19 protein-coding genes are annotated in these 20061 nt (G+C 59.1%); 4 read left to right on the forward strand and 15 right to left on the reverse strand.

What is annotated here, in order from left to right; all coding sequences use genetic code 11:
- Window positions 1–140: 140 nt before the first annotated feature.
- The 8 genes from ACTJLA_RS02735 to rplM form a co-directional block, all read right to left on the reverse strand.
- Window positions 141–890 carry a FadR/GntR family transcriptional regulator gene (locus ACTJLA_RS02735; protein ID WP_186527579.1) on the reverse strand — a complete coding sequence of 250 codons (750 nt, stop codon included), beginning with the start codon at window positions 888–890 and terminating at the stop codon, window positions 141–143.
- Between the two features lie 159 nt (window positions 891–1049).
- The gene (locus tag ACTJLA_RS02740; RefSeq protein WP_014716912.1) at window positions 1050–1469 is read right to left on the reverse strand and encodes a ClpXP protease specificity-enhancing factor; all 420 of its coding nucleotides are present in this window, start codon (window positions 1467–1469) and stop codon (window positions 1050–1052) included.
- A 17-nt stretch (window positions 1470–1486) separates the two neighbouring features.
- A complete protein-coding gene (locus ACTJLA_RS02745; RefSeq protein ID WP_003188529.1) occupies window positions 1487–2104 on the reverse strand; it encodes a glutathione S-transferase N-terminal domain-containing protein in 618 nt (205 codons plus the stop codon).
- A 148-nt stretch (window positions 2105–2252) separates the two neighbouring features.
- Complete coding sequence (locus tag ACTJLA_RS02750; protein ID WP_014716911.1) at window positions 2253–3032, reverse strand: cytochrome c1; 780 nt, start codon at window positions 3030–3032, stop codon at window positions 2253–2255.
- Window positions 3032–4243, reverse strand: coding sequence for a cytochrome b (locus ACTJLA_RS02755; RefSeq protein WP_003188526.1), 1212 nt, complete (start codon window positions 4241–4243; stop codon window positions 3032–3034). The genes ACTJLA_RS02750 and ACTJLA_RS02755 overlap by 1 nt, the downstream gene beginning before the upstream one ends.
- A complete protein-coding gene (petA, locus tag ACTJLA_RS02760; RefSeq protein WP_003188524.1) occupies window positions 4243–4836 on the reverse strand; it encodes a ubiquinol-cytochrome c reductase iron-sulfur subunit in 594 nt (197 codons plus the stop codon). The genes ACTJLA_RS02755 and petA overlap by 1 nt, the downstream gene beginning before the upstream one ends.
- Window positions 4837–5102: 266 nt before the next feature.
- Complete coding sequence (rpsI, locus tag ACTJLA_RS02765) at window positions 5103–5495, reverse strand: 30S ribosomal protein S9 (RefSeq protein WP_002555064.1); 393 nt, start codon at window positions 5493–5495, stop codon at window positions 5103–5105.
- 14 nt (window positions 5496–5509) lie between these two features.
- Window positions 5510–5938, reverse strand: a complete 429-nt coding sequence (gene rplM, locus ACTJLA_RS02770) for a 50S ribosomal protein L13 (protein WP_003188508.1) — start codon at window positions 5936–5938, stop codon at window positions 5510–5512.
- 250 nt (window positions 5939–6188) lie between these two features.
- Between rplM and ACTJLA_RS02775 the strand changes: the two genes are divergently transcribed.
- Window positions 6189–7229, forward strand: a complete 1041-nt coding sequence (locus ACTJLA_RS02775; RefSeq protein ID WP_054919333.1) for an NADP(H)-dependent aldo-keto reductase — start codon at window positions 6189–6191, stop codon at window positions 7227–7229.
- A gap of 144 nt (window positions 7230–7373) precedes the next feature.
- Here the strand turns inward: ACTJLA_RS02775 and ACTJLA_RS02780 are convergent, their stop codons facing one another.
- The gene (locus ACTJLA_RS02780; RefSeq protein ID WP_314547664.1) at window positions 7374–8510 is read right to left on the reverse strand and encodes an acyl-CoA dehydrogenase family protein; all 1137 of its coding nucleotides are present in this window, start codon (window positions 8508–8510) and stop codon (window positions 7374–7376) included.
- 220 nt (window positions 8511–8730) lie between these two features.
- Between ACTJLA_RS02780 and ACTJLA_RS02785 the strand changes: the two genes are divergently transcribed.
- Window positions 8731–9651, forward strand: coding sequence for a GlxA family transcriptional regulator (locus ACTJLA_RS02785; protein ID WP_169918830.1), 921 nt, complete (start codon window positions 8731–8733; stop codon window positions 9649–9651).
- A 138-nt stretch (window positions 9652–9789) separates the two neighbouring features.
- On the opposite strand, the gene zapE is transcribed toward ACTJLA_RS02785, so the two are convergent.
- The 3 genes from zapE to ACTJLA_RS02800 form a co-directional block, all read right to left on the reverse strand.
- Window positions 9790–10884 (reverse strand): cell division protein ZapE, encoded by a 1095-nt coding sequence (gene zapE / locus ACTJLA_RS02790; RefSeq protein ID WP_003188500.1) that lies wholly within the window; start codon window positions 10882–10884, stop codon window positions 9790–9792.
- Between the two features lie 79 nt (window positions 10885–10963).
- Entirely contained in the window at window positions 10964–12319 is a 1356-nt protein-coding gene (locus ACTJLA_RS02795) for a tryptophan--tRNA ligase (protein ID WP_314547661.1), read from the reverse strand.
- Between the two features lie 16 nt (window positions 12320–12335).
- Window positions 12336–12965 (reverse strand): alpha/beta hydrolase, encoded by a 630-nt coding sequence (locus ACTJLA_RS02800; RefSeq protein WP_054919343.1) that lies wholly within the window; start codon window positions 12963–12965, stop codon window positions 12336–12338.
- A 146-nt stretch (window positions 12966–13111) separates the two neighbouring features.
- On the opposite strand from ACTJLA_RS02800, the gene ACTJLA_RS02805 reads away from it, so the two are divergent.
- Window positions 13112–13549 (forward strand): YhcB family protein, encoded by a 438-nt coding sequence (locus ACTJLA_RS02805; RefSeq protein ID WP_003171734.1) that lies wholly within the window; start codon window positions 13112–13114, stop codon window positions 13547–13549.
- A gap of 195 nt (window positions 13550–13744) precedes the next feature.
- On the opposite strand, the gene ACTJLA_RS02810 is transcribed toward ACTJLA_RS02805, so the two are convergent.
- From ACTJLA_RS02810 to ACTJLA_RS02820, 3 genes are all read right to left on the reverse strand, one after another.
- Window positions 13745–15469: an ABC transporter ATP-binding protein/permease gene (locus ACTJLA_RS02810; protein WP_198791028.1), complete on the reverse strand. Its 1725-nt coding sequence runs from the start codon at window positions 15467–15469 to the stop codon at window positions 13745–13747.
- A 99-nt stretch (window positions 15470–15568) separates the two neighbouring features.
- Window positions 15569–16129 carry a response regulator transcription factor gene (locus ACTJLA_RS02815; RefSeq protein ID WP_003171731.1) on the reverse strand — a complete coding sequence of 187 codons (561 nt, stop codon included), beginning with the start codon at window positions 16127–16129 and terminating at the stop codon, window positions 15569–15571.
- Window positions 16122–17384 carry an ATP-binding protein gene (locus ACTJLA_RS02820; protein WP_003188495.1) on the reverse strand — a complete coding sequence of 421 codons (1263 nt, stop codon included), beginning with the start codon at window positions 17382–17384 and terminating at the stop codon, window positions 16122–16124. Before ACTJLA_RS02820 ends, ACTJLA_RS02815 begins: the two co-directional genes overlap by 8 nt.
- A 214-nt stretch (window positions 17385–17598) precedes the next feature.
- Here ACTJLA_RS02820 and ACTJLA_RS02825 point away from each other — a divergent pair, with 214 nt between their 5' ends.
- Window positions 17599–20046 carry a dermonecrotic toxin domain-containing protein gene (locus ACTJLA_RS02825; protein WP_440840638.1) on the forward strand — a complete coding sequence of 816 codons (2448 nt, stop codon included), beginning with the start codon at window positions 17599–17601 and terminating at the stop codon, window positions 20044–20046.
- Window positions 20047–20061: the final 15 nt, after the last annotated feature.

Consider the following 20061-nt stretch of genomic DNA (forward strand, 5'->3'; position numbering starts at 1 on the left):
GGCTGGCATGATCGTTCCCACGCTCTGCGTGGGAATACAGCCTATGACGCTCCGCGTCACCCTGCGAGGGCTTGAGAAATTCACGCGCATCGGGACGCGGAGCGTCCATAGAGGCGTTACCACGCAGAGCGTGGGAACGATCAGACCCGCTGCGCCTCTGCCTCTTCATGGGCATGGCGCAGTCGTTCGCGACTGTTGGTCAAATGCAAGCGCATCGCAGCCCGCGCCGCATCCGAATCCTGGCGGGCTATCGCCTCGTAGATCTCTTCGTGTTCGCGGCTCAAGCGGCTCATGTAGTGCTGTTGATCATCATGGGCCAGGCGCGCCGAATTCAGGCGGGTACGCGGAATGATGCTGGTGCCCAGGTGGGTCATGATGTCGGTGAAGTAGCGGTTGCCGGTAGACAGTGCAATTTCCAGGTGGAAAGCAAAGTCCGACGCCACCGCATCGCCGGCGTGGGCCGCACTTTCATTCAAGGCATCGAGGGCCGCACGCATGGCCGCCAGTTGCTCCTCGCTGCGACGCAGCGCCGCGAGGCCCGCAGACTCCACTTCCAGGCTGATACGCAGCTCCAGAATCGCCAGCACATCGCGCAAGGTCACCACAGTGGCCGGGTCTATGCGAAAACCGCTGGGGCTTGGCGTGTCCAGCACGAAGGTGCCGATACCGTGGCGAGTCTCGACCTGCCCCGCCGCTTGCAGGCGCGAGATGGCTTCACGGACCACCGTCCGGCTGACGCCATGGGCGTCCATGATCGCCGACTCGGTGGGCAACTTGTCGCCGCGTTTGAGCTGGCCATCGCGGATCTGCTCGGACAACACCGTGACCAATTCCTGGGCAAGGCTGCGGCGCTTGCGGGGAAGACGTGGGGCGGCGCTGGCGTTTTCCATGATGAACCATCTTTCTCGACGAACTAAAGACCGCATCATAGCCCATGGTGGTTGTACGATCACCGTTCTGGCGCGACTTTCATCCATATCCTTCACGCAAAAAAAATGCCCCGACAGACGTCGGGGCATTTTTCAGATGGATCTGTAAGCGAAATCCGCCTACTTCACCACTTTCAAGCTTGGCCGACCGCTAGGGCGCGGCGGCTCGGTATCCGGTGGCGGTACATCATCACCGTCTTCGCCTTCGATCGTTTCGTCATCCTCCAAAGGCGACTCCAGATCGAACACCATACCCTGGCCATTTTCCCGGGCGTAGATCCCGAGGATGGCACCGATGGGCACGAACAGCGTATGGGGCACACCGCCGAAACGCCCTTCGAAGCTCACCGCTTCGTTGTCCATGTGCAGGTGGCGCACGGCACTGGGCGATACGTTCAGCACAATCTGTCCGTCACTGGCAAAACCCTGGGGTACCTGAACCGCAGGAAATTCGGAATTGACCAGCATGTGCGGGGTGCAATCGTTGTCCACAATCCACTCATAGAGCGCGCGGACCAGGTAAGGTCGACTGGAGTTCATCAACGGCTCCTTAAGCCTTAGCGCATATCACGTTCGGCACCAGACAGACTTGCCTGGAAAGCCTCACGCGCAAACTGGCGCTCCATGTAATCAAGCAACGGCTTGGCCGGCCGTGGCAGTTCAATGCCCAGAATCGGCAAGCGCCAGAGTATGGGTAATAGGCAGCAATCCACCAAGCTTTGTTCCTCACTGAGGAAAAAAGGTTTATCGGCGAACAACGGCGAAACGCCGGTGAGGCTCTCGCGCAATTCCTTGCGCGCCTGCACACGAGCGGCTTCTTTGGAACGCGAATCCAGGATCACATCCACCAACCCGCACCAGTCACGCTGGATCCGATGGATCAGCAGGCGGCTGTTGGCACGCGCCACCGGGTACACCGGCAGCAAAGGCGGATGAGGGTAACGCTCATCCAAGTATTCCATCACCACGGTCGACTCCCACAACGCCAGGTCACGATCGACTAGGGTGGGCAAGCTGCCGTAAGGGTTCACTTCGATCAGCTTCGGCGGCTGACGGCCCGCCTCCACACTGATGATCTCGGCGCTGACACCCTTCTCTGCGAGCACGATGCGTACTCGGTGGGAATAGTGGTCGGCGGGGTCGGAGTAACAGGCCAACCGGTTGGTCACGCCCATGGCGGTCCTCCTCGCTTGTTGAAATTATCGAAAGCTCAAAAACGAGCGCGCCCAGAAAGCATCCCTGTAACGTCCGGTTCAAACCGACGCTACGTGTTCAGAGATGCCGCTGGGCGCGCAAGATTAACAGCAATTGCTTACGGTTGGATCAATGCACATCCTTCCAGTATTCACGCTTGAGCAAATAAGCGAATACAAAGAAGAAAGCCAGGTACAGCAAGACGTAGGTACCGATGCGCTGATGCTGCAGTTTGACCGGGTTGGCCGAATAGGCCAGGAAGGTCACCAGGTTCTTGACCTTCTCGTCGAACTGCTCTTCGTTCAGCGTACCGGTCTTGGGCACGATGGTCAGTTGATCGCACGCTTCATGGGTCAGCGGCGTGCCGGTCAACGGATCATATTGCTTCTTGCCGTCTTCAACGACCTGAACCTGTTTGCATCCTACCACCTGGCGCCCCTGCAGGCCGACCAGAACGTTCGGCATGCCGACGTTCGGGAAGACTTTGTTGTTCACGCCATAGGGGCGTGCAGGGTCTTCGTAGAAGGATTTGAGGTAACCGTAGAGCCAGTCGGTACCGCGCACACGAGCCACCAGGGTGAGGTCGGGGGGCGCGGCGCCGAACCAGGTCTTGGCGTCGGCCGGCTGCATGCCGATGTTCATGTGGTCGCCGATCTTGGCGCCTGTGAACACCGCATGGCTGAGCATCACCTCATGGGGAATTCCCAGGTCATCGGCAACGCGCTCGTACCGTTGGAACTTGGCGCTGTGGCACCCCATGCAGTAGTTGGTGAATGTACGCAGCCCATCCTGCATGGCGGCTTTGTCAGACACATCGATATCGACTTTTTCCAGCTGCGCACCATGTTCGGCAGCGAAGGATAGTAGCGGCAGCGCCGCAAGCACGAATGCAACGAGTAATTTTTTCATCAGCCAGTCACCCTTTCCGGAACCGGTTTGGTCTTCTCGAGCCGGGTATAGAACGGCATCAGAATAAAGTAGGCGAAGTACAGGAAGGTGCAGACCTGCGACAGCAAGGTCCGTTCAGGGGTGGGCGCCAATACACCCAACACACCCAGGATCACGAACGAAATGCAGAACACCCACAGCCAGATCTTGCTCAGCCAGCCTTTGTAGCGCATTGACTTGACCGGGCTACGGTCGAGCCACGGCAGCACGAACAGCACCGCGATGGCCGCGCCCATGGCGATCACGCCCATGAGTTTGTCGGGGATCGCACGCAAGATCGCGTAGAACGGCGTGAAGTACCAGACCGGGGCAATGTGCTCAGGTGTCTTGAAGGCGTTGGCCTGTTCGAAGTTAGGCTTCTCCAGGAAATAACCACCCATCTCCGGGAAAAAGAACACGATCGAGCAGAACACAAACAGGAACACGACCACGCCGACAATGTCTTTCACGGTGTAGTACGGGTGGAACGGAATGCCATCCAGCGGGATGCCGTTTTCGTCCTTGTGCTTCTTGATGTCCACGCCATCCGGGTTGTTGGAACCCACTTCGTGCAGCGCCAGGATATGCAATACCACCAGGCCCAGGATCACGATCGGCAAGGCCACCACGTGCAGGGCGAAGAAGCGGTTCAGGGTGATGCCGGAGATCAGGTAGTCACCACGAATCCACTGGGTCAGGTCGTTGCCGATCACCGGGATTGCGCCGAACAGCGAGATGATCACCTGGGCGCCCCAGTAAGACATCTGGCCCCAAGGTAGCAGGTAGCCCATGAAGGCTTCGGCCATCAGCGCCAGATAGATCAACATGCCGAAGACCCACACCAGCTCACGGGGCTTCTGGTACGAGCCGTAGAGCAGGCCGCGGAACATGTGCAGGTAGACGACGATAAAGAACGCCGACGCGCCGGTGGAGTGCAGCAGGCGCAGGATCGAGCCGTACTCGACATCACGCATGATGTATTCGACAGAGGCAAACGCCTCTTCCGCCGACGGCGTGTAGCTCATCGTCAACCACACGCCGGTTACGATCTGGTTGACCAGCACCAACAGGGCCAGGGAGCCGAAGAAGTAGAAGAAGTTGAAGTTTTTCGGCGCGTAATATTTGCTGAGATGGTCTTCCCACATTTTAGTGGCGGGGAAGCGCGCATCCACCCAATCCATGAACTTGCTCATCACGCGTTCTCCTTGTCGAGGCCAATGACAATGATGTCGTCAGATTCGTAATTGTGAGGAGGAACCGGCAGGTTCAGGGGGGCGGGCTGGGATTTATAGACGCGGCCCGCGAGGTCATAGTGGGAACCGTGGCACGGGCAGAAATAACCGCCGACCCAGTCTTTGCCCAAATCGACAGGCGCCACTTCCGGGCGGAAGGTAGGTGAGCAACCCAGATGGGTACAAAGACCAACCAGCAGCAGAATCTCTGGTTTGATCGAACGTGCTTCGTTCTTGGCGTAGGCGGGCTGGTCGGACTTTTCGGATGTCGGGTCAGACAGCTGGCCTTCGATCTTCTTCAAATTCCCCAGGATTTCCTCGGTACGACGAACAATGAAAACCGGCTGGCCGCGCCACTCAGCAATCATCTGCTGGCCTGGCTCGATCTTGCTGACATTCACCTTCACCGGTGCACCTGCGGCTTTCGCCTTGGCACTGGGAAACCATGACCCCACGAACGGGACCGCAGCCCCCACCGCTCCTGCAGCACCCACCACGGATGTGGCTGCTACCAAGAAGCGACGCCGGCCTGCATTCACGCCGTCATTGCTCATTCAGTCCTCTCCCATCAGCTTTTTGGCCTGTTAAATCAGGCGTCTACTAAGTGTTGAATCTTTACTTATAAAAATTTTGACGGATGGTAATGAAAAGCCCCACGTATGACAAGGGAATTGCCCGGGGCTCCGTCTCCAGGCCTTGTAGTATAGGGGGTCTACGGATGTGGCAAGTTGTCACGGCGAAAAATGTGCATAAATCACAGGCAATAAAAAACGCCCAGCTCCGTGAGGAGGCTGGGCGTTTTTGTGGAACGTAAAGCGAATTAACGCTTCGAGTACTGCGGACGCTTACGCGCTTTACGCAGACCGACTTTCTTACGTTCAACTTCACGAGCATCGCGAGTCACGAAGCCAGCTTTGCGCAGAGCGCCACGCAAGGTTTCGTCGTACTGCATCAGAGCGCGAGTGATACCGTGGCGGATTGCGCCAGCTTGACCACTTACACCGCCACCGATAACGGTGACGTAGATGTCGAACTTTTCAACGGTCTCGGTCAATTCCAGCGGCTGACGAACTACCATGCGGGCAGTTTCGCGACCGAAGAAGTTGTCCAGGGAGCGGTTGTTGATCGAGATGTTACCAGTGCCCGGACGCAGGAAAACGCGTGCGGTTGCGGTTTTGCGACGGCCAGTGCCGTAATTTTGAGTCGCCGACATAATGAACTATTCCGTTAAAACTTCAGTTCTTGGGGCTGCTGAGCAGCATGAGGGTGTACAGCGCCCGCATAGACTTTCAGCTTGCGAAACATATCGCGACCCAGTGGGCCCTTAGGCAGCATGCCTTTGACCGCGATTTCGATCGGGGCTTCAGGCTTCTTGGCAATCAGGCCTTCGAAGTTGGAAGACTTGATACCGCCTGGGAAACCGGAGTGACGGTAGTACATTTTGTCGCTTGCTTTGTTGCCGGTTACACGAACCTGCTCAGCATTGATGATGACGATGTAGTCGCCGGTATCAACGTGCGGGGTGTATTCAGGCTTGTGCTTGCCACGCAGACGGCTGGCGACTTCAGTGGCCAGACGACCCAGGGTCTGACCAGCGGCGTCGACGACAAACCAGTCGCGCTGAACTGTTTCCGGTTTTGCAGTAAAAGTTGTCATTCTTTAATAGCCTCAGGGGCCGCCTGTAAATTTAGACGGCGGATCTTACTGAATAGTGCGTACTTTGACAAGGTCAAAGGCAGCCGGATACAGACGCTATCGGGGGCTCGGGTCGGCGCGTCCGTTCAACGGCAAGATTCTTCGGCAGGCGGCGCATCACTTCCACTGCAGAAAGAGGTGGGCAATTATGCAGATTGCGAAAAAAAATTCAACCTGCTTTTATGATTGTTTTCCCCCGAAGGAGTACCCGATGGATTACCGACAGCTGGGCCGCACCGATCTGAATGTCAGCGCGATCGCGTTGGGCACCATGACCTGGGGCGAGCAGAACAGCGAGGCAGAGGCCTTCGCGCAGATCGAAAGGGCCAAGGCCGCGGGGATCAACTTCCTCGACACCGCAGAAATGTACCCGGTGCCGCCCAAGGCCGACACCTACGCCACCACCGAGCGCTACATCGGCAACTACTTCAAAAGCCGTGGCGACCGCGCCGACTGGATTCTCGCCAGCAAGATCGCCGGCCCCGGCAACACCATCGACTATATCCGCGATGGCCACCTGCGCCACAACCGCAAGCACATCGCCGCAGCCCTGGACGCCAGCCTCAAGCGCCTGCAGACCGAGTGGATCGACCTCTACCAACTGCATTGGCCGGAGCGCAGCACCAACTTCTTCGGCCAGTTGAGCTACAAGCACAAGGACGAAGACGACCTCACCCCACTGGAGGAAACGCTCGAAGCCCTGGATGAACAGGTAAAGGCCGGCAAGATCCGCCACATTGGCCTGTCCAACGAAACGCCGTGGGGCGCCATGAAATTCCTCGCCCTGGCCGAAGCCCGCGGTTGGCCGCGCGCCGTGTCGATCCAGAACCCCTACAACCTGCTCAACCGCAGCTTTGAAGTGGGCCTGGCGGAGGTTGCCATTCGTGAACAGTGCGGCTTGTTGGCTTATTCGCCTTTGGCGTTCGGCATGCTCAGTGGCAAGTACGAAAATGGCGCTCGCCCGGCCAAGGCGCGCCTGACCGAGTACAGCCGCTTCAGCCGCTACTTCAACCCGCAATCGGAAGCGGCGTGCAGCCGGTATGTGGCTCTTGCGCGGGAACATGGCCTGGACCCGGCGCAGATGGCGCTGGCGTTTGTGACACAGCAGCCGTTTGTGACCAGCAATATCATTGGGGCCACATCACTGGAACAACTGGACAGCAACATCGCCAGTGCCGAACTGAAATTGTCGAAAGAGGTGCTGGAAGGGATTGAGGCGATTCAGAAGGATCATCCGAATCCAGCACCTTGATTGATCCGCACTGATCGTTCCCACGCTCCGCGTGGGAATGCCGCCTCGGACGCTCTGCGTCCGCTTTCAGAGTCGTGACGCGGAGCGTCACATGAGGCGTTCCCACGCGGAGCGTGGGAACGATCAATCAAGAGCACCTAACAATCAAAGCGCCCGCGCAATGATCTCTTTCATGATCTCATTGGTCCCCGCATAAATGCGCTGCACCCGCGCATCCGCCCAGGCCCGGGCAATCGGGTATTCCCACATGAAGCCGTAGCCGCCATGCAACTGCACGCACTCATCGAGCACCTTGCATTGCAGGTCCGTGGCCCAGTACTTGGCCATCGCCGCTGTGGGCACGTCCAGCTTGCCTTCCAGATGCAAGGCCATGCACTGATCGACAAACACGCGGCCAATCTGAATCTCGGTGGCCATCTCCGCCAGCTTGAACCGGGTGTTCTGGAAATCGGCAATCGCCTTGCCGAACGCCTTGCGCTCTCGCGTGTACTCGAGGGTCCATTGCAACGCCGCTTCGGCTGAAGACAGCGCGCCAATCGCCACGGTCAGGCGTTCTTGTGGCAGTTCCTGCATCAGGTAGGCAAAGCCCATGCCCGCCTGGCCCAGCAGATTTTCCTTGGGCACGCGCACATCCTGGAAGAACAGCTCCGAGGTGTCCTGCGCCTTCATGCCGACTTTCTCCAGGCGCTTGCCCTTGTCGAAGCCCGGCGTGTCGGCTTCCACCAGGAACAGACTGGTGCCCTTGGCGCCAGCCTTGGGGTCGGTCTTGGCGACGACAATTACCAGATCGGCCAGGTAGCCGTTGGTGATAAAGGTCTTGGAGCCGTTGATCACGTACTCATCACCCTCCAAAACCGCTGTGGTCTTGACGCCCTGCAGGTCGGAACCAGCGCCCGGCTCGGTCATGGCAATGGCCGTGACCATCTCCCCGGAGATCAACTTGGGCAGGTACTTGTGCTTCAGTGCATCACTGCCGTAATGCAGGATGTAAGGCGCGACGATATCCGAGTGCAGGGAAAAGCCGATGCCGGTCAAACCCAGGCGGCTGACTTCTTCGATCACCACCGCGCTGTAGAGAAAATCCGCGCCCAGCCCGCCATATTCCTCTGGCAGGTGGGAACACAACATGCCCGCCTCCCCCGCCTGGTTCCACAGGTTACGTTCGATATAGCCCTGCTTTTCCCATTGCCCATGGAAGGGCACGGCGTGCTTTTCGAGAAAGGTGCGCACGCTCTCACGGAAGAGTTCGTGCTCCGAGCTGAACAAGGTTCTGGGGATCATGGGTCACCTGCGTGGATTGTCGGACAAGGACGAGCCCACAGAGCCTATGCCCCGAAGGCGTCACGGGACACTGGACACATGCGACAAAAAATAAGACGATCCAGCCGTCTGGTGACCACTTTCCCCTATAAGAATAAATGAAATTATGTCTAACCAAATCTCCACGCCGTTGCGGCGCGTCAGCATTTTGGCCATTGATCGGGTATTCGCTTCAACCCTCATGCAAGCCAAGGATTTCTTCCATCTCGCCAGCCTGCGCCATGGCAAACAGCAAGGCCTGGGCCTGACCCCAGGGTTCGAAACACGCCTGGTCAGCCCCGACGGCCAGTCCGTGCGCAGCTTCAGCGATGTGATCATGCCGGTGGACGGCGGCCTCGAAGACGCCGACATCATTGTGCTGCCAGCTTTCTGGGACGACTTCGATGCCCTGTGCTCGCGCTACCCGCAAGTGCTGCCGTGGCTGCGCGAACAGCACGCCCGCGGCGCCGTACTCTGCGGCGAGGCCACCGGGGTGTTCTGGCTGGCCGAAGCCGGGCTGCTCGATGGCAAGGAGGCGACCACCTACTGGCGCTTCTTCAATGCCTTCAGCGAGCGTTTCCCCAAGGTGCAGCTCAATCAGGACAAGCACCTCACGGATGCCGATAACCTGTATTGCGCCGGTGGCACCACGTCGGCCTGCGACCTTTATATCTACCTGATCGAACGCTTCTGCGGCGCCAACATCGCCCAGGCGGTGGCCCGCGACATTCTCTATGAGGTGCAGCGCAACTATTCACCGGGGCGGATCGGGTTTGGCGGGCAGAAGCTGCATCAGGACGTGATCATCCTGCAGATCCAGCATTGGCTTGAAGAGCACTTTGCCGACAAATTCCGCTTTGAAGACGTCGCCCGGGAACACGGCATGAGCATCCGCAACTTCATGCGCCGCTTCCAGACCGCGACCGGTGACAAGCCGCTGCATTACCTGCAACGCCTGCGCATCGAGACCGCCAAGGGCCTGCTCTCGGGCAGCCGCAAGAGCATCAAGACCATCAGCTACGAGGTGGGTTACGACGATGCGAGTTTCTTTGCGCGGTTGTTCAGGCAGCACACGGAGTTGTCGCCCAACCAGTATCGCCAGCAATTTCAGCAGGCCGCCTGACTCCAGGCCAACACAAACCATTGTGGGAGCTGGCTTGCCTGCGATGACGGTGTATCAGCCAGCCTATAGTTGACTGATACACCCCCATCGCGGGCAAGCCCGGCTCCCACATTAGATCTCCATTGAGCCGGAGATTGATTAAGGCTTGTGGCCGCGCGACAGGAACTCGTGGGACTGCATTTCCAGCAGGCGACTCAAGGTGCGCTGGAATTCGAAGTTCAAGCGACCACCGGTATAGAGATCCTTGAGTTCGACTTCCGCCGAGATGATCAGCTTGACGTTACGGTCGTAGAACTCATCGACCATGTTGATGAACCGTCGGGCGATATCGTCGGTGGTCACGCCCATCTGTTCCACACCACTCAAGATCACGGCGTGGAAGATCTTGCCCAGCTCGATGTAATCGTTCTGGCTGCGTGGCCCATCGCACAGTTGGCGGAACTCGAACCAAGCCACGTCATCGCAGGTGCGCAGCGCGATGATTTCGCGGTTCTCGATCATCAGCTTGTCGTTTTCCACCGCTTGCGTGCATTCCGGCGTCAGCGCACGGAAGCTTTTCTTCAGGCTTTCGTGCGCCGCTTCGTTGAGCGGGAAGTGGAACAGCTCGGCTTGCTCCAGGTGACGCAAGCGGTAGTCGACGCCGCTGTCGACGTTGACGATATCGGTGTTCTGCTTGATCAGCGCAATGGCCGGCAGGAAGCGCGCACGTTGCAGGCCATCCTTGTACAGGCCATCGGGCACGATGTTCGACGTGGCCACCAGGGTCACACCGTTCTTGAACAGTTCTTCCATCAGCGTGCCAAGGATCATGGCGTCGGTGATGTCGGAGACGAAGAATTCATCGAAGCAGATCACCCGGGCCTCTTGGGAGAAACGCTTGGCGATGATGGTCAGCGGGTTTTTCTCGCCCGGCAGGGTCTTCATCTCTTCGTGCACGCGCTTCATGAAGCGGTGGAAGTGCGTACGCACCTTTTCCTTGAACGGCAGCGCTTCAAAGAAGGTGTCTACCAGGTAAGTCTTGCCACGGCCCACGCCGCCCCAGAAATACAGGCCCTTGACCGGCGTGTGGTCTTTCTTGCCAAACAGCTTGCTGAACATCCCGGGCTTGCTTTGCGACGCGGCCACGAGGTCCTCGTACAGGCGCTGCAAATGACGCACGGCATTTTCCTGGGCCGCGTCGTGGAAGAACTCGGGGCGTTTCAGATCAGCTTGATATCGTTCTAGGGGCGTCATAATTTCGTTAGCAAGGCAACAAAAACGGGCCGACACTGTAACGACGGCCCTGGATAATGGCAATCAACCCTTGGTCGGGTTAATCCTCGATTGGGGTTAACGCAGCGCGCAAAGCGGCGATGGCGGCATCGCGAGATGAAATCTCTTCGAAGAAAGGCCCATCTGCGATGCAGTAGCCTTCCAGCCAGACACTGAAGGTGGTTCCTTCTTCGCGAATATCCAGTGCCTTACCCGACTGAAGATCTTTAGTTGCAGCGCCTGCCAACTTACCATCAGAAAATTTGCGCGAAACTAGAAGCTGTTCACCGTTAGGCGCCAACAGGCGGAAGCGGAAGCTGCCATCGTCTTCACGGAAGCTCACAAACCGTGCAGCCTTCGCTGCTTTTTTCTTGGTGGCGACCGGCGCCGCCGCCTGGTTGACGAACGAACGCAGGCCCACCGCTTCACGCAGCTCGGCCAGGAACGGTGCCGCCACAGCGCGGGCCTTCTTGGCGCCGACCTGCAGCAGGTCTTCCATGTCCGATGGGCGCGCCATCAGTTGATGGTAACGCTCGCGCGCTTCGCCGAGCTGGCCGTCGAGCAGTTGGAACAGACGGTTCTTCGCCTCGCCCCAGCTTAGGCCTTCTAGCAGCTCGCCACGGAATTGGGCTTCCTGGGCCTTGGTCGCAAACGCCTGGTACAAGGTGAACAGGTGCGAATTGTCCGGGTCCTTGGCTTCGCCTGGCGCACGGGAGTCGGTGACGATCCGCGAGATCGCGTCCTTCATGTCCTTGGCGCTGGTGAACAACGGGATGGTGTTGTCGTAGCTCTTGGACATCTTGCGACCATCCAGGCCTGGCAAGGTGGCCACGCTTTCTTCGATCAACGCCTCGGGCATGGTGAAGAATTCCTTACCGTTGCCGAACAGGTGGTTGAAGCGCTGGCCGATGTCGCGGGCCATTTCCACGTGCTGGATCTGGTCGCGGCCCACCGGCACCTTGTGCGCGTTGAACATCAGGATGTCCGCTGCCATCAGCACCGGGTAGCTGTACAGGCCCATGCTGATGCCCGCATCCGGGTCTTCACCGTTTTCCACGTTCTTGTCCACCGAGGCCTTGTAGGCATGGGCGCGGTTGAGCAGGCCCTTGGCGGCAACGCAGGTCAGCAGCCAGGTCAGCTCGGGGATTTCCGGGATGTCCGACTGGCGGTAGAACGTCACCCGGTTCACATCCAGACCACCGGCCAGCCAGGTCGCGGCGATTTCCATACGCGAGCGCTGGATGCGCTGCGGGTCATCGCATTTGATCAGGGCATGGTAGTCGGCCAGGAAGTAGAAGGAATCGGCATTCGCGTCTTCGCTGGCGAGGATCGCCGGGCGAATCGCACCGGCGTAGTTGCCCAGGTGCGGCGTGCCGGTGGTGGTGATGCCGGTGAGGATACGGGTACGGGTCGTCATGGGTGATCGCTTGTCATCAATTCGAAAGGCGTGGCAGCACCAGATCCTTGAGATCGGTCAGCTTGCCGTGAAAAAAGTGTCCGCATTCTGCCACTTTCAGCAACTCATGGGGGCGTTTGAGGGCGGCGGACCAGTCGTAGACCAGCTGCGGGTCAACCACTTCGTCGCTTTCCGGTTGGATCAGGGTCAACGGGCAGCCCAGCGGTAACGCGTCGGTATCGCGCAGGCGCATCACCGCAGCGGCAATCATGAACAGGTGTGCGAGCTTTTCACCTTTGGCTTCCAGGCGGCCGCCGAGGCTGGCGGCCACATACCCACCGAAAGAAAAACCGAGCAAGGTGATTGGCAGGTCCGGGTGCTTTTCCCGCAGCCAGGTGGCGGCCGCTTCAGCATCGTCGACCTCACCGGTGGACATATCGTGAGTACCGGCACTGGCACCTACGCCACGGTAATTGAAGCGCAAAGTAATCAAACCCGCATCGCGGGCAGTGCGTTGCAGGGTCGAGACGACTTTATTGAGCATGGTCCCCCCCTGCACCGGGTTAGGGTGGCAAACCAGCGCCAGGCCACGTGGTTCGGGGTGATCCAGGTACAAGGCTTCCAATTGGCCCACCGGGCCATCGATCAAAACGGGGGTTTCACGCATGAGCAAGGATGAACTCCGTGACCTCTCAAGGGGTCGACTCGTCTAGCTAAAAGTCTGTGCATGGCATCATTGCGAGCTTAATCGCGGTATACAGCGCAGGTTTGAGCCGTTAACGTAAAGCAAAGCCGTTTATAGAGGAAGGACTCGTGGAACACTCGCTCTTAGTTTGGTTGTTGCCGACTCTTGCCCTGGTTGCCGGTGTCGCCATTGGTTTCCTGGTTGCCCGCCTGCTGCCGAATGCCGCGCCTAACCGCACGCAGCGTCAGCTGGATGACATTCAGGAACGTTTTGACAGTTATCAGAACGAGGTTGTTACCCACTTCAACAGCACCGCGACCCTGGTCAAGAAGCTCACCCAGAGCTACCAGGAAGTACAGGATCACCTCGCCGATGGCGCTAACCGCCTGGCCCTCGACGACATCACCCGCCAGCGCCTGCTGGCCGCGCTGCATTCCGATGCACCGCAAACCCCACGGGAACGCCTGACCCCGCCTCGGGAAAACCAGGAGCCACCACGGGACTACGCGCCAAAGACGCCGAACGCTCCAGGCATGTTGGATGAGCATTACGGCTTGAAGAAGTAAGTCATCTTCGAGCAACAAAAAGCCCGGCTGATCGATGATCTGCCGGGCTTTTTGTTGGGTGCCTGAACCATCAGACAACACCATGCCCCTGTGGGAGCTGGCTTGCCTGCGATAGCGGTGTGCCCGTTGACACACCTGCCTCAGGCACTCCGCCATCGCGGGCAAGCCCGGCTCCCACATTGAGCGAGCAGGCACTCAAGTGAGTTGTTGTTCCTGCAACCGCCCACCGTCGATGCGCACATGCCGCCCATGGAAACGCTTGAGGCTGCTGCGGTGGCCGACGCTGACGATGCTCAACCCCGGCAATTGATCGATCAACGCCTGGTACAAGGTTGCCTCGTCTTCTTCATCCATGGCCGAGGTCGCTTCGTCCATGTACAGCCATCGCGGTGCAAACAACAACGCGCGGGCAAAGGCCAGGCGCTGTTGCTCGCCGGGCGAGAGCATGCGTTGCCAGTGGTTGGCTTCATCCAGGCGGCTGACCAGATGGGGCAGGCGACAGGTTTCCAGCACCTGTGCATAACGCTCTGGTGAATAGACGCTGTCGTCCTGTGGATAACTCAACACGGCCTTGAGCGTACCAATCGGCAAGTAAGGCTTCTGTGGCAGGAACAGGTAGCGTGTCGCCGGCAGGCGAATGCTGCCATGACCGGCGGGCCACAGATGCCCCATCGCCCGCAGCAAAGTGCTCTTGCCGCTGCCGGAACGCCCGCTGAGCATAACGCGCTGGCCAGGCTCCACGGTCATGTCGGCGTCGGTGAGCAAATGGCGGCCGTCGGCCAGGTCCATGCCCAGGTCCTTGATCACCAGGCGCTCGCCTTCAGGGCGCACGTCGATCGCCGGCGTGCGTTGCTCGTTGTCGCTCATGGCCTGCTGGAAACTCAGCAGACGGTCGCTGGTGGCGCGCCATGTCGCCAGTTCCGAATAGGCGTTGATAAACCAACTGAAGTTCTCTTGCACGTTGCCGAACGCCGAGTTGATTTGCATCAGCTCCCCCAGCTCGATCTTGCCAGTGAAGTAGCGCGGCGCGGCGACGATAAAGGGGAAGATGATCGCGATCTGGCTGTAGCCAGCGGTGAAAAAGGTCAGGCGCTTGGACACTTTCATGATGTCCCAGAAGTTCTGCCAGACCTTGCCGAAGCGCGAACTCAGGCGTTGCCTTTCATTCGGCTCGCCGTCGTACAGGGCAATACTTTCGGCATTCTCACGCACCCGCACCATGGAAAAACGCAGGTCCGCTTCGAAGCGTTGCTGTTGGTTGCTCAGGCCGATCAAGCGCCGGCCGATCAAGTGCGTCAGCCAACTGCCCACAGCGGCGTACAGCAGTGCACACCAGAACATGTAACCGGGGATGGTGACGCCGAACACTTCGATGCTACCCGAGACGCCCCACAGGATGATCGAGAATGACACCAGGCTGACCACGTTACGCAGCAACCCAAGGCCCAGGCTCAAGGTACCGGAGGTGAAGTTGTTAAGGTCTTCGGAAATCCGCTGGTCCGGGTTATCGGTGTAGCCGCCCTGCTCCAGCTGGTAATAATTCTTGTGGGCCAGCCAACGGCTGAAGTGTTTTTCGGTGAGCCAGGCGCGCCAGCGGATTGTCAGCATCTGGGTCAGGTAAAGGCGGTACACCGCGCCGAGTATCGCCACCGCCGCGATCCCGCCGAAATAGCCGATCAGTTGCCAGAAGGCCGCGGTGTCTTTCTTCTCCAGGGCGTTGTAGAAGTCTTTGTACCAGTGGTTGATCCACACGGAGATCGCCACGCTGAACAGCGACAGGCCAATCACTGCGGCCAGCAGCAGCCAGGCCCTGCCCTTCTCTTCACTGCGCCAATAGGGTGTGATCATCGCCCAGGTTCGGCGGAAGAATTGCCCACGCACCGCGTCGTTGACCGCGCGATATTCAGCATTCTGATTCATCGTTCAGGCTCGGTAGGAAAAAGTCACAGGCGTTTGAACCGATCATAGGTGATCGGTTCGTGCGTCCGTGCAGCCTGAAGCGAGTTGTTCAGTCGCCGTTCAGCGTCGTACCGGGCGCTTCTGCAACTTGCGTTGCAGCGTGCGGCGGTGCATGCCCAGGGCGCGGGCGGTGGCGGAGATGTTGCCTTCGTGTTCGGTCAACACGCGCTGGATGTGTTCCCACTGCAGGCGGTCCACCGACATCGGATTTTCCGGCACCAGGGTGTCGAGGTCGGCATGCTCGGACAGCAAGGCGGCCAGCACGTCGTCGGCATCCGCGGGTTTGCACAGGTAATTGCAGGCGCCGCGCTTGATCGCCTCGACGGCGGTGGCGATGCTGGAGTAACCGGTGAGGATCACCACGCGCATTTCCGGGTCGAGTTCCAGCAGCTTTGGCAGCAGCACCAGGCCCGAGTCGCCGTCCATTTTAAGGTCGAGGGCGGCGTAGTCCGGCAGGTCGGCCTGGGCGATGGTCAGGCCCTCTTCAGCAGAACCTGCGGTGCTGACGCGAAAACCGCGCCGGCTCATGGCGCGCGCCATCACGCGGGTAAAGGTCGCGTCGTCATCTACCAGCAACAGGTGCGGCAGTTCTTCGCCTTCGACTTGGATCTCGTCACTCATCGATATCTCCTCGTGCGACACGGGGCAGGCGCAGCTCGGTGAGCGTGCCACCTTCCTCATGACTATAGAGCTTCACTGAGCCGCCCGCGCGGGTCACGCTGGCCTTGCTCAAAAACAGGCCCAGGCCGAAGCCTTTGCCCTTGGTGGTAAAGAAGGGTTTGCCGATTTGCTCGGCAATGGCCAGTGGCACGCCCGCGCCGTGGTCACGAATGCTGATGGTGACGTTTTCCGCGTCCCAGTCCAACTGCACCCCGAGGCCTTCAGGGCAGGCGTCGGCTGCATTGTTCAGCAAGTTGAGCAGCGCCTGGGTCAAGTCCGGCGGTGGCGCCATGCGCGGTACGCTGCCTTGGCCCAACAAGTTGAAACGGTAACTGGCTTCGGGGCGCATCAGGTGCCAGCGGTTGAGCGCCTCATCGAGCCACTGGGTGACATCTTGCATTTCGACCGCCAGACGGCGGTTGGCTTCGGCGGCACGCACCAGTTGCTGGAGTGTCAACTTGCACTGTTTGACCTGCTCCTGCAGTACGCTCAAATCATCCTGCAGGGCCGGATCGTGATGGTCCTGGGTCATTTCCTTGAGCAGCACGCTCATGGTCGCCAGCGGCGTGCCCAACTCATGGGCGGCGCCAGCGGCCTGGGTGGCAACGGCCAGCAGTTGCTGGTCACGCAGGCCCTCTTCACGGCGAATGGCGCGCAGTTCTTCCTGGCGGCGCAATTCTTCGGCCATGCGCGCGGCAAAGAAGGTAATGACTGCCGCAGACAAGGCAAAGCTCAACCACATCCCGTAGATCTGCAGGTTTTCCCGGGCGATTGGGAATGTCTGCAAGGGGTAGAACTGCGCCAACAGCAGGGTGTACAGCGTCAGCGCAATGCCCGACAGCACCACCGAATAGCGCCACGGCAGGGTGACGGCAGCGATGGTCAAAGGCACCAGGTAGTAGGAGACGAAGGGGTTGGTAGAACCACCGGAGAAGTACAGCAACACGCTGTGGATAAACAGGTCGCAGGCCAGTTGCAAGGCGTATTCCAGCTCGGTCACAGGCCAAGTGGTGCGCAGTCGAATGGCGGTGAACACACACAATACGGTGGAGAACCCCAGGGTCACGGCCAATTGCAGCCAGGGCAGCGGCAGCAGGTCGAACCAATAGGCAAGCCCGACGGAACCGGCCTGTGCGGCCAATACCAGGGTGCGAATGAACGTCAGGCGCCAAAGGTTCTGGCGGGTGGCGGAAGTCAGTTTTACGGCGGCGAGCATGAGCTCTCCTGATGAGCGCTGCAGGTATATCGCACCGAGTATAACCAAGACACGAGGACGGCAGGGCTTATGCGGCAAACCGCCACAGCGCGGCCTTCTCCTGCCCACATAATTTGGCGCATTACTTACAGGAACCAAGGTGAGCATCGGACCACCCAGAGGCCTACCGCCCACCGATGGGCATCATCATGCCTCGCCACGCAGGAACGCTTTCATGCAGATGAATAACGCACTCCCCACTCAAAGGCCCTACACCGCTGAACCGCCATCAGGTGCCACTCTTAGCCGCCAGCGACGTGCGATAGACCAGAGCCCAAACAACGAGCAATACCTCGTGGAAAGCGTGCGCAGGGATTTATCCAATAACGGTGGTGACGGTTACGAACTCGTCAGCGTGAACCACGATCCCGGCAAGACGGTGGGAGCCCATGACAAAACAATTGTACCCGTGGATGTGGGGATCAATATCGACAGCGCCAGCAATGCCGAGAACCTGGCCTTGGCCTTCAAGTCGGTAACGCAAGATGCCGCGCAGACGGTCAAGCAACTGTTCAAGGACAAGTGGAACCTGGACATCGACCCGGACAGAACGTATCTGACGACGTTCAACTACAACACTACTGGCAAGCCGCCCTACCCGGCCAAGCTGGTCGAACAGATTACACTGACGGACGCCCTGGTAAAAAACAGCCAGACTACGCCCGAAGGAAGGGGGGCGCTGGTTCCTCATTATGCCGGCGGCCCAGCAGTGAGGCTGGTCGATCACCTGCCCCATATTGCACCAGGCGTATTCGACGTCGCCGACCGATTCAACCCCAATCGCGAGTCGGCCCACATTACCCACACCTACCAAGGCATTTATACCGCCTCCACGCCCGGCACCCCGCGGGTCTATGCGCCTTCAACCCAGCTGTCAGTGTCGCCAAAGGACTTCAAGGAGCAAGTCTGGGCCACCGACTTCCAGCGCCCCTACATCGAGTTCCTTAACGACTTCTGGGACAAGCACGACCGTCAATACCCTATTGTGGCCAAGGCGGCACTCGTCAAAGCTGCACACTCGCAACATCAGGAGGGCAGCCTGACGCAGGAAGACAAACAACTGGTCCTGCGCGCAGCGGGGCTGCCTGGCAACACCCTGGCCTGGGCCGATACGCTGTTCAACGACCTCACACGCCCGACGCGGCCCGATCCTGGACTAGACGTAGGCCTGTTGAGCGTAGGGCAATACAAATCCACCGACCTGATGGTGATCACCGACAAAAACACCCGCCAGGGTGCCGATGGCAAACCGATCAACCGCACACTGCTGGTCATCCCGGGCAACTCTTCGCCAATCCACGCTTTTGACAGCGTAGAGCAAATGAAGCAGTGGTTGGCGAGCCAGGCCGCAGACCCGGAAAAACTCAAGGCACTGGAAGGACACTTCACCTTCAAGGACTTGAACAGCGGCCCGTTCAAAAGCGGCGTGCGTGAAATGCTCAAAGGGATGGCCGTGTGGCCCAAATATGCGCACCACCGTACCTGGCCTCCTGCAACGACCTTGAGCCTCCAGCGCTTCAACGCCACCGGGCGTTCAAACACCGGCCCTGATATCGACGCCACCGCCGATGTCTTTCAACAGATCGGCCAACGCCAATACGATCGGTCGTTCGACGACGCCAAGTCGCAGATCACCTCCGATGCCGACGTCACCAAAGCCAATATCCTGTCGGGCCTCAGCAAGGCAGCCATGATCGCGATGCTCTTTGCCCCGGTGGCCATCGCCGTGCCCGAAGTGGCTTTGGCGTTGGATGGGCTGTACATCGCCTCGGGTATCACCGAAGCAGGCATTGGCGCCGACGATTTGGCCAAAGGCAAACCCGGCGGCGTCGGTCATTTGATTTTTGGAGTGCTCAATGCCGCGCTGCCTGTAGCCACACGCCTGGTGTCCCAGGCCGGTACAGTGGTGGAAGAAGGGGCCTCGGCCAGTTCGCAACGCCCTGTTGGGCAGCCAGTGACTGATGCCCATCCGGGCAAGCCCTCGGTCGACCTTAACGTCGACAATAACTTTGCCTCCTTACTCCCCGAATCGGAACCTGTGGCGCCGGTCTCCGAAACACTGTCGACGGACGGTAAGTTGGTCACCCTCACGGGCACCAAGGATAACCTGGTCAAAGTCGAAGACAACCTGCACATTTTCACCGACATGAATAAAAATGGCCTGGAGCATCGCCTCAACATCATTGGCCACGGCGATGGCACCCATATTTATTACAAAGGCGGCAAACACACCCCCCAGGGGTTGTACAACACGCTCAAGCGCAATGGCATCTTCCCGGAGAGCTATGACAATATTCGCATTCTGAGCTGTTACTCCGGGGCGCAGGGCGAGAACTCCTTCGCCGCTCAATTTCAGCGACTCACCGGACGCCCAGTGAAAGGCTATGTAGGTGAACTGACTGCCAGGTACTCGCCCGAAGAGATCCTGGGAGATAACCAGACAATCTACGAAAGTGGCAAACCCCCTGTAACCTTCGATCATCCCAGTCCCGACGATGGCGTTTCGGGTAAAGAATTCAAGCCGGTGAAGACCAACCCGTATTCGATTTTCGATCACCCGTTCAAATGGTGGAATTTCAGCTACAAGCCTGTGACGTTTACTCCAAAAGGGGCCACCCTGTAACAGGGTCCTCGCGTG

It is taken from the genome of Pseudomonas sp. 22072, from assembly GCF_052046095.1.
Classification (GTDB): domain Bacteria; phylum Pseudomonadota; class Gammaproteobacteria; order Pseudomonadales; family Pseudomonadaceae; genus Aquipseudomonas; species Aquipseudomonas paracarnis.

Bases quoted from the DNA above. Each gene is read 5' to 3' on its own strand.
- ACTJLA_RS02820 (WP_003188495.1), bottom strand. From the start codon at position 17,384: ATGCTCGCCGCCGTAAAACTGACTTCCGCCACCCGCCAGAACCTTTGG.
- ACTJLA_RS02740 (WP_014716912.1), bottom strand. From the start codon at position 1,469: ATGAACTCCAGTCGACCTTACCTGGTCCGCGCGCTCTATGAGTGGATT.
- ACTJLA_RS02755 (WP_003188526.1), bottom strand. From the start codon at position 4,243: ATGAGCAAGTTCATGGATTGGGTGGATGCGCGCTTCCCCGCCACTAAA.
- ACTJLA_RS02780 (WP_314547664.1), bottom strand. From the start codon at position 8,510: ATGATCCCCAGAACCTTGTTCAGCTCGGAGCACGAACTCTTCCGTGAG.
- petA (WP_003188524.1), bottom strand. From the start codon at position 4,836: ATGAGCAATGACGGCGTGAATGCAGGCCGGCGTCGCTTCTTGGTAGCA.
- ACTJLA_RS02775 (WP_054919333.1), top strand. From the start codon at position 6,189: ATGGATTACCGACAGCTGGGCCGCACCGATCTGAATGTCAGCGCGATC.
- ACTJLA_RS02800 (WP_054919343.1), bottom strand. From the start codon at position 12,965: ATGCGTGAAACCCCCGTTTTGATCGATGGCCCGGTGGGCCAATTGGAA.
- ACTJLA_RS02745 (WP_003188529.1), bottom strand. From the start codon at position 2,104: ATGGGCGTGACCAACCGGTTGGCCTGTTACTCCGACCCCGCCGACCAC.
- ACTJLA_RS02815 (WP_003171731.1), bottom strand. From the start codon at position 16,129: ATGAGTGACGAGATCCAAGTCGAAGGCGAAGAACTGCCGCACCTGTTG.
- ACTJLA_RS02750 (WP_014716911.1), bottom strand. From the start codon at position 3,032: ATGAAAAAATTACTCGTTGCATTCGTGCTTGCGGCGCTGCCGCTACTA.
- rplM (WP_003188508.1), bottom strand. From the start codon at position 5,938: ATGACAACTTTTACTGCAAAACCGGAAACAGTTCAGCGCGACTGGTTT.
- ACTJLA_RS02785 (WP_169918830.1), top strand. From the start codon at position 8,731: ATGCAAGCCAAGGATTTCTTCCATCTCGCCAGCCTGCGCCATGGCAAA.
- ACTJLA_RS02810 (WP_198791028.1), bottom strand. From the start codon at position 15,469: ATGAATCAGAATGCTGAATATCGCGCGGTCAACGACGCGGTGCGTGGG.
- ACTJLA_RS02735 (WP_186527579.1), bottom strand. From the start codon at position 890: ATGGAAAACGCCAGCGCCGCCCCACGTCTTCCCCGCAAGCGCCGCAGC.
- ACTJLA_RS02795 (WP_314547661.1), bottom strand. From the start codon at position 12,319: ATGACGACCCGTACCCGTATCCTCACCGGCATCACCACCACCGGCACG.
- rpsI (WP_002555064.1), bottom strand. From the start codon at position 5,495: ATGTCGGCGACTCAAAATTACGGCACTGGCCGTCGCAAAACCGCAACC.
- ACTJLA_RS02825 (WP_440840638.1), top strand. From the start codon at position 17,599: ATGCAGATGAATAACGCACTCCCCACTCAAAGGCCCTACACCGCTGAA.
- zapE (WP_003188500.1), bottom strand. From the start codon at position 10,884: ATGACGCCCCTAGAACGATATCAAGCTGATCTGAAACGCCCCGAGTTC.